The sequence below is a fragment of the Streptomyces tibetensis genome (assembly GCF_040647715.1).
Lineage (GTDB): Bacteria > Actinomycetota > Actinomycetes > Streptomycetales > Streptomycetaceae > Streptomyces > Streptomyces tibetensis_A.
In genome coordinates this window covers 121,675-135,153 of the sequence record NZ_JBEZCR010000014.1, presented here as the reverse complement: position 1 = coordinate 135,153, position 13,479 = coordinate 121,675, and the positions used below count along the sequence as shown (strand labels likewise).

Annotated in this window: 9 protein-coding genes; 4 read left to right on the top strand and 5 right to left on the bottom strand. The window is 72.5% G+C overall.

What is annotated here, in order from left to right:
* Nucleotides 1–60: 60 nt before the first annotated feature.
* Complete coding sequence (locus AB0B29_RS31760) at nt 61–3,954, bottom strand: glycoside hydrolase family 2 TIM barrel-domain containing protein (protein WP_362245173.1); 3,894 nt, start codon at nt 3,952–3,954, stop codon at nt 61–63.
* A 682-nt stretch (nt 3,955–4,636) separates the two neighbouring features.
* Between AB0B29_RS31760 and AB0B29_RS31755 the strand changes: the two genes are divergently transcribed.
* A complete protein-coding gene (locus AB0B29_RS31755) occupies nt 4,637–6,682 on the top strand; it encodes a SpoIIE family protein phosphatase (protein ID WP_362245171.1) in 2,046 nt (681 codons plus the stop codon).
* Nucleotides 6,683–6,694: 12 nt separating this feature from the next.
* Here the strand turns inward: AB0B29_RS31755 and AB0B29_RS31750 are convergent, their stop codons facing one another.
* Nucleotides 6,695–7,111, bottom strand: a complete 417-nt coding sequence (locus AB0B29_RS31750; RefSeq protein ID WP_362245169.1) for a DUF7144 family membrane protein — start codon at nt 7,109–7,111, stop codon at nt 6,695–6,697.
* A 362-nt stretch (nt 7,112–7,473) separates the two neighbouring features.
* Between AB0B29_RS31750 and AB0B29_RS31745 the strand changes: the two genes are divergently transcribed.
* The 3 genes from AB0B29_RS31745 (at nt 7,474) to AB0B29_RS31735 (ending at nt 10,514) form a co-directional block, all read left to right on the top strand.
* Nucleotides 7,474–8,052 carry a potassium channel family protein gene (locus AB0B29_RS31745; protein WP_362245167.1) on the top strand — a complete coding sequence of 193 codons (579 nt, stop codon included), beginning with the start codon at nt 7,474–7,476 and terminating at the stop codon, nt 8,050–8,052.
* A 3-nt stretch (nt 8,053–8,055) separates the two neighbouring features.
* Nucleotides 8,056–9,462, top strand: a complete 1,407-nt coding sequence (locus AB0B29_RS31740; RefSeq protein WP_362245165.1) for a DUF2252 domain-containing protein — start codon at nt 8,056–8,058, stop codon at nt 9,460–9,462.
* A 218-nt stretch (nt 9,463–9,680) separates the two neighbouring features.
* Nucleotides 9,681–10,514, top strand: a complete 834-nt coding sequence (locus AB0B29_RS31735) for a class II glutamine amidotransferase (protein ID WP_362245163.1) — start codon at nt 9,681–9,683, stop codon at nt 10,512–10,514.
* An 18-nt stretch (nt 10,515–10,532) separates the two neighbouring features.
* Here AB0B29_RS31735 and AB0B29_RS31730 read toward each other — a convergent pair whose 3' ends face one another.
* From AB0B29_RS31730 to AB0B29_RS31720, 3 genes are all read right to left on the bottom strand, one after another.
* Nucleotides 10,533–11,042: an O-acetyl-ADP-ribose deacetylase gene (locus tag AB0B29_RS31730; protein ID WP_362245161.1), complete on the bottom strand. Its 510-nt coding sequence runs from the start codon at nt 11,040–11,042 to the stop codon at nt 10,533–10,535.
* A complete protein-coding gene (locus AB0B29_RS31725) occupies nt 11,039–12,448 on the bottom strand; it encodes a phytoene desaturase family protein (RefSeq protein ID WP_362245159.1) in 1,410 nt (469 codons plus the stop codon). The genes AB0B29_RS31730 and AB0B29_RS31725 overlap by 4 nt, the downstream gene beginning before the upstream one ends.
* 181 nt (nt 12,449–12,629) lie before the next feature.
* On the bottom strand, nt 12,630–13,475 hold the full coding sequence (locus AB0B29_RS31720) for an inositol monophosphatase family protein (RefSeq protein ID WP_362245157.1): 846 nt from the start codon (nt 13,473–13,475) through the stop codon (nt 12,630–12,632).
* Between the last annotated feature and the right edge of the window lie 4 nt (nt 13,476–13,479).

Genomic DNA, 13,479 nt, shown 5'->3' with positions numbered 1-13,479 from the left:
GTTCCGTTACCGCGGCAGGCGACGTCGCCCCGTAGGGCGGACGTCGCCTGCCGGGGGGCATCAGTCGGTGGCGGTCGGCCGTCGCGAGGCCTCCATCGCCTCGCTCACCCGCGTCAGCGGACGCAGCCGGTAGGTGTACGCGTAGTCGCGGTCGGCGAACAGCTTGAACTCGGCGTGCGTGTGCGCGCCCCAGCTGTCGTCGCCGCCCACGCCCATCTGGCGGTGGTTGACCCGCAGGACCACCGCGTCCCGGGGCGTGAGCTGGTAGTCGTGGCGGGCCCCGACCGACAGGTCCTCGGGGGTGAAGTGGGAGGCGTTGACCTCCACCAGCGGCTCACCGCTCACGAGCAGCCCGCGTCCCCGGCCGTCGGTCAGCGCGGCCCAGCGGACGTCGGTCTTGTTGCCGTTCTCCTGGGGGCGCAGGTAGGGGGTCCACTGCCCGGAGACGGTGGAGGAGTACAGGCCCACGTCGGTGGCGTCGTGGCGGTCCCACATGTTCTCCTCGGGGCCCCGGCCGTAGTAGTGCAGCCGGTCCAGGCTCCGCGGCAGGAACAGCAGGGTGCCGACCTCCGGGATGTACGGCAGGCCGGCCGCGCCCGGGTGCAGGGTGTTGTCGACCTTGATCTCGCCGTTGCCGAAGACCGTGTAGGTCGTGCTGTACGTGGACTCCGTGCTGGTGGGCAGCGTGCCGGTGACGGTGACCTCGACGGCCCGGTCGGCCAGGGGCCGGACGCGTACGTCGGACACCTTCCGCTTCGCTCCGGGGTCGCGCCAGGTCTGGTTGCGGGTGTGCTGGCCGTTGCCGCGGTCGTTGTCGGTGGGGGCCCGCCAGAAGTTCGGGACGGGTCCGGAGGTGAGGAGCCGGGTGCCGCCGGCCTCGTAGGAGGTGATGGTGCCGGTGGTCTTGTCGAGGGTGACGGCGAAGCCCTTGCCCTTGACGGTGACGGTCTTGTCCCCGTCGGTGTGGCTCAGGGCGGGCACGCTCCGCAGCGGGGCGGGCTTCACCGCCGGGCTGTCCGTGTCGAGGGCGAGCTGCTGCTTGGCCACCTCGAAGCCGGCCTTCGCCCACGGGGTGGCCTCCCTCGTGGTGAAGGAGAGCTGGAGGAAGTACTCGGTGCCGGGCTCGGGCCTGGCCGGGATCCGCACCGGGACCTTGATGTCCTTGGTGCTCAGCGGCGCCACGTCGAGCTGGTCGCGGGTCAGCCGGCCACGCTGGACGACCTCGCCGTCGGCGACCAGGGACCAACGTCCGTCGAACTCGCGGAGGTTGGTGAACAGGTACTCGTTGGTGAGCGTGACGGCACCGGGACCGCCCGGGGACGGCGTGGCGTTGACGGCCTGGTAGATCTGCTTGACCTCTGCGGACTTGCCGGTGAGGGTGCGGTCGGGCAGGACGATGCCGTCGCCGGCGAAGGCACCGTCGTTGGGGTTGTCGCCCCAGTCGCCGCCGTAGGCGTAGAACGTCCTGTCGCGCGGGCGCTTCTCGGTGAACCCGGCGGTGGCGGCGTCGAACCAGAAGCGCACGCCCTCGTCGTCGGGCCCCCGCGTGTCCGAGGCCAGCTCCGCGGCGCTCAGGGCGCGGCCGTACACACGGGCCCGGCGGACGGTGCCGCTGAACTCCCGGGTCGGGTTGTCGACGTCGGTGGCGAGCGAGAGAGGGGCGGTGTTGTCGGCGGGGCGGCGGGTGGTGGTCCTGGTGCCGCGCACCTGCCCGTCTACGTACAGGGTGAGCGTGCCCGAGTCCGCGTCGAAGACGCCGGCGATGTGGTGCTCCTCGCCGGTCCAGCCCTCGGGCAGCGCCCAGCTCGCGGTGACCCACTGGCCGCCGCCGTGGATGAAGAACTCCAGGTTCTTGTCGGTCTGCTTGAGGGCGTACTGGGTGTCGCCCTTGGCGACGATGGGCTGGTGGCCGCCGGTGACGTCCGGGGTGACCCAGGCCTCCAGGGTCAGGGAGCCGGTGAGGTCGAGGCGGGAGTCGCGGGGGAAGACGGTGCCGCCCGAAACGCCCTTGGCGCGGTCGAAGGTACCCGCGGGTGCCATGACCTCGCCGCGCAGCGCGCCCGGGCCGGACTCGGTCAGCAGCTTGCGCGTCGGGGTGGGCCAGCGCAGGGCCTGGTCGACGAAGTCCCAGATCCAGCCGCCCTGGAGGACGTCGTAGCGGCGGACGATGTCCCAGTACTTCTTGAAGTTGCCGCTGGAGTTCCCCATCGCGTGGGAGTACTCGATCATCACGTAGGGCCGGGTGTCGCTCGTGTCCTTGGCGCGCTGCTCGACCCGCTGCGGACTGTCGTACATCTCGGAGCGGATGTCGCTGATGCCCGGACGGTCGTCGCCCTCGTACTGGATGACGCGGGTGGAGTCGTAGGAGCGGATCCAGTCGTGCATGGCGTTGAAGGTCGTGCCGCCGCCGGCCTCGTTGCCGAGGGACCAGATGACCACCGAGGCGTGGTTCTTGTCGCGGTGGACCATGTTCTGGGCGCGGACCACACACGCCTCGGTCCACTCCGGGTGTCCGCTGCCGGGGAACTTGTCACGGATGCCGTGGGTCTCCAGGTTGGTCTCGTCGACGAGGTAGAGCCCGTACTCGTCGGCGAGTTCCAGCCACAGGGGGTTGTTGGGGTAGTGCGAGGTGCGGACGCTGTTGATGTTGAGGCGCTTGATGATCCCGATGTCCTCGACCATCTGCGCCCGGGTGAGCGCCGAGCCGGTGACGGGGTGCATCTCGTGCCGGTTGGTACCGCGGAGGGAGACCGGCTTGCCGTTGATGCGCATCAGGCCGTCCTTCAGCGCGAACTCGCGGAAGCCGACCCGGTGCGAGAGGGTCTCGACCACCTTGCCGGCGGGGTCGCGCAGGCGGAGCACGGCGGTGTAGAGGTTCGGGTGCTCGGCCGACCACAGCTTGGGTGAGGGGACGGCCCTGGACGCCTCGGCGGTGGCCTCCTCGCCGTCGGGGACGTCGACGGCCCGGTTCAGGGGACGGGACCACACGGCGTGGCCGCGCGCGTCGTAGAGCTGGGTCTCGACGGTGTAGCGGCCCGCGCCCCCGCCGCCGTAGTCGCGGACCTGTGCGGTGACCTTGAGCTCGGCGGAGGTGTAGTCGTCGCCCAGCGGGGTGTCCAGGCGGAAGTCGCGCACGTGCACGGCGGGCGTGGAGAACAGGTGGACCGAGCGGAAGATGCCGCTCAGCCGGATCATGTCCTGGTCCTCCAGCCACTCCGCGTCGGAGTAGCGGTACACCTCGACGGCGATCTGGTTGGTGCCCGGCTTGAGGTGGGGGGTGATGTCGTACTCGGCGGAGGTGTAGGAGTCCTCGTGGTAGCCCGCCAGCTTGCCGTTGATCCACACGTAGTGGGCGGACTTGACGCCCTCGAAGTGCAGGAAGGTGCGCCGGCCCGACCAGTTGCGGGGCACGGTGAACGTGCGGCGGTACTGGCCGACGGGGTTGTAGCGGGTCGGTGCGGCGGGCGGCTGGGCGTTCTCGCCGCGGCCGTTGGGGCCCCACCAGGGGTAGGTGATGTTGACGTAGATCGGGAAGTCGTAGCCGTGCAGCTGCCAGGCCGAGGGCACGGGGATGGTGTCCCAGCCGGAGTCGTCGACGTCGGTGCCGTAGAAGTCCGGGTCACGGTCGTCGGGACGGTCCGCGTAGGCGAACTTCCAGGTGCCGTCGAGGCTCAGCCGGTACGGCGAGCGCTCGCGGTCGCCCTTCAGGGCCTGTCCGAGGTCCGCGTAGGGCATGAGGGTGGTGTGCGGTGGCTCGGTGCCCAACCGGTACACGCTCAGGCCGTCGTTCCACTCCGGAGCGCCGTCCGCCGACGGGCGCCGGCCGGCCGCGTGCGAGAGGGTGGGCGACGCCGAGAGGGCGAGCGCGCCGAGCACGGCGGCTCCTCCCTCCAGCAGACGACGGCGGCTGACGACGGGCCGGTCGGCGGGGGACGGATGCGGGGGGTGCGGCATGAACGTGGCCTTCCTCGGTTCGACAGGTGCGGTGCTGCACGGACTGAGGGCACGTCAGATGCGATCCTCAACTGCGCACCCGTGGTGGGTGTTTCTGTTGATTCGACGGTCAACTGACGGTGACGGAGCAACTGCTGAGCAGGCACACCCTAGGACTCGCACACATTCGAAGCAATGACCGCGTCGGACTTTGTGCGGTCCTGATGGTTCAGGCCGTGGGGAAGGCGATGAGGTCGCTCGTCAGCCGCGCGGGCGTGTCCAGCGGGACGCGATGTCCGGCGTCGGGGAGGGGTACCAGCCGCGCACCCGGGACGAGGGCCGCGAGCCCGGGCCCTTGGTGAAGGGGATCCAGGTGTCCTCGGTGCCCCAGCACACCGTGACGGGCAGGTCGATCGAGGGGCAGAGCGGCTGGATCGCGTCGGTGCAGCACCGTGCAGCGGCACGACCGGCTCTGAGCCGGGGTCGCCCCGCCGGTCCCAGCGCACCGTCCCGACCCCGTGAGCAGGCTCTCCCGCAGCGGCCCGTCCTCCACGATGCCGCTCCCTCCACCGCGGGCGCCGACCCGCGCTTTTTTGCCTTTCGGCGCGACAGTGCCGCTCCTGCGACCGTAATGTGACCTCATCGGACAGCCCGCACAACAGATCATGGCGGTACCTTTGCCGCGCCGGAGGGAGCGGCCCGCATGAACGGCTACGCGACCTCGGACCGCGACGCGGTCACGGCCGCGCCAGGCGGGCTGCTGGATCTGCTCAAGGTCGCGGCCGTGGTTCTCGACGCGGGCGGGCACATCGCGCTGTGGAGCCCCGAGATCGAGCAGCTGCTCGGCTGGACCGCGGAGGAGGCCCTGCGGCAGCGGGCCGACACCCTTCTGGTCTCCCCCGAGAACCGCCCCCGGGGCAGGGAACTGTTCGCGCAGGTCAGCACGGGGGCGCGGTGGGCCGGGGTGTTCCCGCTGCGGCACCGCGACGGCACGGAACGGGCCGTGGAGTTCCGTACGATGCGCCTCCTCGACCCCGAGGGGCAGCCCCACCTGCTCGGGCTCGCCACCGATGCGACGACCGTGCGCAAGGTGGAGCGCGACCTCGCCCTGTCCCACAGCCTCGTCAACCAGACCCCGCTCGGCATCGCCGTCTTCGACAACGACCTGCGCTGGGTCGGCGTCAACCCCGCGCTGGAGCGGATCAACGGCGTCCCGGAGGAGGCCGTGCTGGGGCGCCGGGTCGGGGACGTGCTGCCGGACCTCGACGTGGCGACCATCGAGGCCCGGATGCGGCACGTCCTGGAAACCGGCAGACCGCTGTTGGACCAGCAGACCGTCGGGCGTACGGCGGCGTCCGCGCAGGAGCGCGCGTATTCGGAGTCGTACCACCGCATCGAGGACACCGACGGCCGGGTCCTCGGGCTCGCGATGGCGGTGCTGGACGTCACCGAGCGCCAGCAGGCCGCGGCCGAGGTCGCACAGGCGCGCCAGCACCTGTCGGTGATCGCCGACGCGGGGATGAAGATCGGCACCACCCTGGACCTCCGGCAGACCGCCCGGGAACTGGCCGACGTGGTCGTGCCGCATCTGGCGGACCTGGCCGCCGTGGACGTCCTGGAGTCGGTCGTCTCCAGGGGCACCATCGCGCCCGTGTCGGGCGGCTCCCCGGCCGAGTTCCGCGCGCTGGCCGTCGCGGCCGGTTACCCCACCGACGCCATCCACGCCGCCGACCCGGTGGGCGAGCTCGCCACGTACGGCTCGTCGCGGGTCATCACGCAGTGCGTCCGCAGCGCCCGCCCGGTCCTGGTCGAGCACGTGGACGGCAAGATGCTGCGGCGTCTCGCCCGGGACGCACGCGCCGCGCAGGCCCTGCACGAGGCCGGTGCCCACTCCTACCTGGCGCTGCCGCTGGTGGCGCGGGGCAAGGTGCTCGGGACGCTCTCGCTGTACCGCACGGTCAACGAGCGCCCCTTCGACGACCAGGACCGGGTGCTCGCCTCGGAACTCGCCGCGCGCGCAGCGATCTGCATCGACAACGCCCGCCTCTACGGCCGCGAGCGCGGCACCGCCCTGACCCTGCAGCGCAGTCTGCTCCCGAGCACGCCCGCGGAGCGGGAAGGGCTGGACATCGCCGCCCGCTACCGCCCGGCCCTCAGCGAGGTCGGCGGCGACTGGTACGACGTGCTCCCGCTGGGTCCCGGACGCACCGGGCTGGTCGTCGGGGACGTCATGGGCAAGGGCGTCCAGGCCGCGGCGATCATGGGGCAGCTGAGCACGGCGACGCGGGCGCTGGCCCGGCTGGACCTGCCGCCCGCCGAGCTGCTGCGGCACCTCGACGACATCGCGGGCTCGCTCGGCGACGCGATCGCGACGTGCGTGTACGCGGTGTGCGACCTGCGGCGCGGCACCTGCGAGCTGTCCAGCGCCGGGCATCTGCCGCCGGTGCTCGCCGGGGCGGACGGCGATGCGCGGCTCGTCGACGTGCCGGGCGGTGTCCCGCTCGGGGTCGGCGGCGTGGCGTTCGGCACCGTGGAGGTGGAGCTCGCCCCGGGCTCCCTGCTCGCCCTGTACACGGACGGCCTGGTCGAGAACCGCGGGGAGCCCATCGACACCGGCCTCGGCACCCTGACCCGGCTGCTCCAGCACGCGGGGCCCAGCCTTCAGCGCGCGAGCGACAGTCTGCTCAGCGCGCTGAGTCCGGAGCCGGACGACGACGTGGCCCTGCTGCTGGTCCGCGTCAGGGCCTGAGCCTTGCCGGGCTCAGGCGTCACCCCTGCGTGGCGTGCACAGGGCCCAGATGACGAACCCCGACATCGCGATCATGATCACGGACCAGACCGGGTAGGCCGGCAGGGAGAGGAAGTTGGCGATGATGACGAGGCTCGCGATGCCAACGCCGACGACGCGCGCCCACCCCGCCCCCTGGAACAGCCCCATGCTGACCAGCACGGCGACCACACCCAGGGCGAGGTGGGTCCAGCCCCAGCCGGTGAGATCGAACTGGAAGATGTAGTTGCGGGTCGAGACGAAGACCTCGTCTTCGGCGATGGCCGAGATGCCGCGCATGACGGCCAGGATCCCGGCGAGCATGAGCATGATCGCCGCGAAGGCGGTCATGCCGGTGGCCCAGCCGCGCTTCGCCGTCGAGCGCCCGTGCGTAGGGTGTGTGGCGGTCATCCTGCTCCTCGATTCTGCTGGGTCCGGCGCGGTCAGCGCCCGGAGGTGGGAGGGGCCGGGGTCCGGGGCGCCCGTGTGGGCGAGGCCGCCACGCACCGGTTCCGCGGTTCTCGGTCGACCCGGGTGGCTCGTGGGCCCCGGCTGAGCCGGTCCTCGCCGCCCCGAGAAACGCTCCTTGCGTCCTCCGTCCCGGTCGCCCGCCCGGCAGTGGCCCCCGTCGACCTCAGCCTGCCCGGGGCGCGAGCCGGGCTGCCTCACCCGTGACGGGTGATCCGTGTGCGGCGGCGGGGCGCTGAGGTGGTGGGACAGGCCTTCTGGGGCGCCCCGGTGCCGGAGGCAGGACCGCGACCGAGAGACGCGCGATGGACGATCCAGCGCAGCAGCCGCACCGGCGACGCCCGGGACAGCGACGGCGTGCCGCGGTCTCGGCCCTCGTACGGGCCGCCCTCGTCGCGGCCGGGCTCGTCACCGTCTACTACGTGCTGCCCCTGGACGGACGCGGCACGACCGGCGATTCGGTGATGCTGGCGTGCGGTCTGCTGCTGGTGGTCGTGGTGTTCTGGTGGCAGGTGCGGGCCATCGTGACCTCGCCCCACCCCCGGCTCAAGGCCGTCGAAACCCTGGCCACCACGCTGGCGCTCTTCCTGCTGCTCTTCGCGGGCGCCTACTTCCTGCTGGAGCACACCACCCCCGGCTCGTTCAGCGAGCCGCTGACCAAGACCGACTCCCTGTACTTCACGCTCACGACGTTCACCACCGTCGGATACGGCGACATCACGGCCCGCTCGCAGACCGGGCGGGTGCTGACGATGATTCAGATGGCGGGTGGCCTGATGCTGGTGGGCGTGGCGGCACGGATCCTCGCCGGCGCCGTCGAGGCGGGACTGCGCCGGCAGGGCCGGGAGCCCTCGGACGACTTCCCCGCGCGGCGGAAGGACTGAACCATGGCCGTACCCAGCCCCTTCACAGCCTTCATGTCACCGGCCGAGCGGGCGGCCGCCGGCCGGGAGGCGCGGCGGCGGGTGCCGCGCTCGGCACACGCCGCGTTCGAGGCGGGGCCGGACCGGTTCGACCCGGTCGACGTTCTGGAGCGCCAGTCGGCCACCCGGGTGACGGAGTTGGTGCCGCTGCGCTACGCCCGCATGCTGGAGTCCCCGTTCCGCTTCTACCGCGGCGCGGCGGCCGTCATGGCGGCGGACCTGGGTGCCACCACGGACACCGGGTTGCGGGTGCAGCTGTGCGGGGACGCCCACCTGCTGAACTTCCGGCTGCTGGCCTCACCGGAGCGCCACCTGGTCTTCGACATCAACGACTTCGACGAGACGCTGGGCGGGCCGTTCGAATGGGACGTCAAACGGCTCGCGGCGAGCTTCGCCATCGCGGGCCGCGCCAACGGCTTCAGGACCGCTGAGCAGAACAGTGCGATCGAGACCTGTGTCCGGGCCTACCGGCGGCGGATGCGGGACTTCGCCGGGATGCGGAACCTGGACATCTGGTACGCCCAGGACGACGCCGACCACATGCGGGAGCTGATGGCCGCGTCGATGTCCAAGGAGGCACGGCGCCGCACCGCGAAGGCCACGGCGAGTGCCCGGACCCGCACCCATATGCAGGCCTACGCCAAGCTCACCCGGGACACGGCCGAGGGGCGGCGGATCACTCCTGACCCGCCGCTGATCACCCCGCTGCGGGATCTGGTGAGTGACTCGGAGCACGGACGGGAAGCGGATCTGCGCGCCGTCCTGGAGGGGTACGCCCGCAGCCTGTCGTCCGAGCGCCGGCATCTGCTGCGCAGGTACCGCCTGGTGGACATCGCCCGCAAGGTCGTCGGGGTCGGCAGTGTCGGCACCCGCTGCTGGATCGTGCTGCTGCTCGGCCGCGACGACGACGATCCCCTGCTGCTCCAGGCCAAGGAGGCGCAGGAGTCGGTGCTCGCGGCGCACAGCGGCGGCGACCGCTACGACAACCAGGGCCGCCGTGTGGTGGCGGGACAGCGGCTGATCCAGACGACCAGCGACATCCTGCTGGGCTGGACGCACGCGGTGGGCCTCGACGGGCAGGAGCGGGACTTCTACGTGCGGCAACTGCGGGACTGGAAGGGCATCGCCCAGCCGGAGACCATGGACCCCGACCTGCTGCGGCTGTTCGGGCGGCTGTGCGGAGCGAGCCTCGCACGGGCCCACGCCCGCTCCGGCGACCCCGTCGCCATCGCGGCCTACCTGGGCGGCGGCGACCGCTTCGACCGCGCCCTCACGGTGTTCGCCCAGGCGTACGCCGACCAGAACGAGCGGGACTTCGCGGCGCTGCGCGCGGCGGTCCGCTCGGGACGTGTGCACGCGGCGGCCGAGTGACGAGCGGCTGCCGCCAGGTCCCGAGCCGAGCGACGACCGGCTGCCGCCAGGTCCCGAGCGGACCGGGGCGCGTCCTGCTCCCGACCCCGGTGGGGCGTCGCGCTCTCACCCGCCGCGGGCGATGCGCCCCGGCGCCACCCGCGGTTCCCTGAGGTCCACGGACACCACCTACGGAGCCGTCCGGGTCCGGCCCGGGCGCTCGGAACAGGGGTACGGCCATGTGCCGCTGGCTCGCCTACTCGGGCACCCCCGTGCTGCTCGACGACGTCCTCTACCGTCCGCAGCACTCGCTGATCGACCAGAGCCTGCACGCACGGATGGGGGTCGAGACCACCAACGGCGACGGCTTCGGCGTCGGTTGGTACGCGTGGCACCTGCGCACCCCCGCCGTCATCCGCGACACCGGCCCGGCCTGGAGCAACCGCAACCTGCGGGAGATCGCCGACCACGTCCGCTCGCCGCTGTTCTTCGCGCACGTGCGCGCCTCCACCGGATCGGCCGTGCAGCAGACGAACTGCCATCCGTTCCGCCACGGGCGGTGGATGTGGATGCACAACGGGGCCATCGACGGGTTCCGCGAGATGCGCCGGGACCTCACGATGGCGGTGGACCCGGGGCTGTTCGCCTCGATGGAGGGCACGACGGACTCCGAGGTGATGTTCCACGTGGCGCTCACCCTGGGGCTGGACGGCGACCCGCCGGGCGCGGTGGCCCGGATGACGGGACTGATCGAGCGGCTGGGCCGCGAGCACGGGGTGCCGCAGCCGCTGCAGATGACGGTCGCGGTGACCGACGGCGAGCGGGTGTGGTTCTTCCGCTACTCCAGCGCGGGAAAGTCACGGTCGCTGTACTACAGCAGCCGGGTGGAGGACGTGCGTGCCCTCCATCCCGACCTCGGCTTCCTGAACCATGTCTCCGACGAGACCCGGCTGGTCGTGTCGGAGCCGCTGGGCGATCTCCCCGGAGTGTGGAACGCCGTACCGGAGAGCACCTACGGTGTCGTGCAACCCGGGCGGGACCTGCTGCAGCACTTCGAGCCGGAGCCCGTCTGAGCCCTGCCGACGCCCGGCTCAGCGCAGCCGCGTGGCGAACGCCTCGTACGCCCGCTCGTCGAAGAGGACGAACCTGACCTCCTCGACGGTGGTGTCCGCTGCCCGGACCGTCTCGACGGCGATGCGGGCCCCGTCGTCCATCGGCCAGCCGTAGACACCGGTGGAGATCGCGGGGAACGCCACGGTACGGGCGCCCAGTTCACCGGCGACGCGGAGCGACTCGCGGTAGCAGGAGGCGAGCAGGCCGGAGCGGTCCTCGGTCGTGCTGAACACCGGGCCGACGGTGTGGACGACCCAGCGGGCGTCCAGGTCGCCCGCGGTGGTGGCGACCGCCTGGCCGGTGGGCAGGCCCTTGCCCAGGTGCGCGGCGCGGAGCCTGCGGCAGTCCTCGAGGATCGCGGGGCCGCCACGGCGGTGGATCGCCCCGTCGACCCCTCCCCCGCCCAGCAGGGAGGAGTTGGCCGCGTTGACGATCGCGTCGACGCTCTCACGGGTGATGTCGCCCCGGACCAGTCGGATGGCTGTCATATCTGCCTCAGTCGCTTCCAGACGGCCTTCGCCGCGTTGTGCCCCGACATCCCGTGCACGCCGGGGCCGGGCGGGGTCGCCGACGAGCAGATGAAGACGGCCGGGTGCGGCGTGCGGTACGGGAACAGCGTGGGCCTCGGGCGCAGCAGGAGCTGGAGGCCGGAGACCGCGCCGGAGGCGATGTCCCCGCCGACGTAGTTGGCGTTGCGGGCGGCGAGTTCGGGCGGGCCCGCCGTGGCACGGGCCAGGACGCGGTCGCGGAACCCCGGGGCGAAGCGCTCCAGTTGGCGCTCGATGGCGTCGGTGAGGTCGCCGGTCCAGCCGTGCGGGACATGACCGTAGGCCCAGAAGACGTGCTTGCCCGCCGGGGCCCGGGTGGGGTCGACGACGCTCGGCTGGACCGTGATCAGGAACGGCCGGTCGGGGGCCCGGCCCTCCCGGGAGGCCGCGCGCAGGGCCGACCCGATCTCCGCGCTGCTCGCGCCGACCTGCACCGTGCCGGCGGCGCGGGCCTCCTTCGCGGTCCAGGGCACGGGGCCGTCCAGGGCGTAGTCGATCTTGAAGACGCCCGGTCCGTAGCGGTATCCGCCGTAGTGGTTGCCGAACCCCGCGATGCGGGCCAGGGCGGTGGGTGAGGTGTCGAAGACGTACGCCCGGGCCGGCGGCAGGTCGTCGAGGCGCTTGACCTCGTAGTCGGTGTGGACGCTGCCGCCGAGGTCCTTCAGGTAGGCGGCGAGGGCGTCGGAGAGGGACTGGGAGCCCCCACGGGCGAGGGGCCAGCCGCGGGCGTGCGCCGCGAGGGCGAAGACCAGACCGACGGCACCGGTGGCGAAGCCGCCGAGGGGTGCCATGACGTGGGCGACGAGCCCGGAGAACAGGGCCTTGGCCGGCTCGTCGCGGAAGCGGCGCATCAGCAGCGTCGAGGGGGGCAGCCCGGCCAGGCCGAAACGGGCGAGGGTCACCGGGTCGCGGGGCAGGGCGGTCAGCGGCAGGGACATGAAGTCCCGGGCGAGGGTGTCCCACTTGGGCAGGAAGGGCTCGACGAGCCTGCGGTACGCGCCGGCGTCGCGCGGGCCGAAGGAGGCGGCCGTCTCGCCGACGGTCCGGGCCAGGACGGCCGCCGAGCCGTCCGGGAAGGGATGCGCCATGGGCAGCTCGGCGTGCAGCCACTCCAGGCCGTACCGCTCGAGCGGCAGGGCGCGGAACGCCGGGGAGTTGACGGCGAGCGGGTGGGCCGCCGAGCACGGGTCGTGCCGGAACCCGGGGAGGGTGAGCTCCTCGGTGCGGGCCCCGCCGCCCACGCTGCTCCGGGCCTCGAAGACGGCGACGGAGAAACCGCGGCGGGCCAGCTCCACGGCCGCGGTCAGTCCGTTCGGCCCCGCACCCACTACGACGGCATCGAGCATCGACGGCACCTTCGGACCCCTTCGTCAGCCGACGGCCACTGGGCATCAGGATATGCCCGGAGACTGACAGTCACCGGCCGCAGGGGATTTCCGCTGCGGAAGGGCACTTCACGGCGACTCGAACCCTCGCGCGCGCACCGTGCGTAATCACCTGTGTGCGACACGCAACGATTCTCCGTGCTCAGGCCCCTCCTGACAGCAGGTCCACCACCCTGCGGGCCGTGGCCGCGTCGCGGGCGGCGGTGAAGGGCAGGGCGTTGCCGCCCTGGATGCGGAACGGGTCGCCCGTGAGGGTGAGGTGAGCGCCACCCGCCTCCTCGACCAGGAGCAGACCGGCCGCGTGGTCCCAGGCCGCTTCCCAGGAGAACGCCACCGCGTCCAACTCGCCGCGGGCGATGGCGAGGTACTCCAGTCCGGCGGAGCCGCAGGGGCGCGGCGCCACTCCGTCGGCACGCAGGCCGAGCAGGGCGTCCTTCTGCTCGTCCGTGGTGTAGTCGGGGTGGGAGGTGGCCACGCGCAGGTCCCGGCCGGGCTCCGGCACCCCGGCGGACAGCGGCTCCCCGTCGAGGCGGGCGCCCTTGCCCCGCTGGGCGAAGGCGAGCCGGTCCGTGGCGGGCGCGTACGTCCAGGACGCGAGCAGGGTGCCGCGGTGGGCGAGCGCGACAAGGGTGCAGAACCCGGCCTCGCCGCGCACGAACTGGCGTGTCCCGTCGACCGGGTCGACGATCCAGACCGGGGCGTCGTCGCGTATCGCCTCGTATGTCGCGGGGTTGGCGTGCACCGCCTCCTCGCCGACCACGACCGAGCCGGGCAGCAGGGGGGCCAGGGCGTCGGTCAGGTACAGCTCGGCCTTGCGGTCGGCGTCGGTCACCAGGTCGTGCGGGCCGCTCTTCTGGTCGACCTCGTGCGCGGCGAGCCGGCGCCAGCGCGGCAGGATCTCGGCGGCGGCGGCCTTGCGGATCGCCTCTTCGACGTCGGAGCCGTGCTCTGCGAGAAACTCTTCGATGGTTTCGTTGCTGTCGATCACCCCT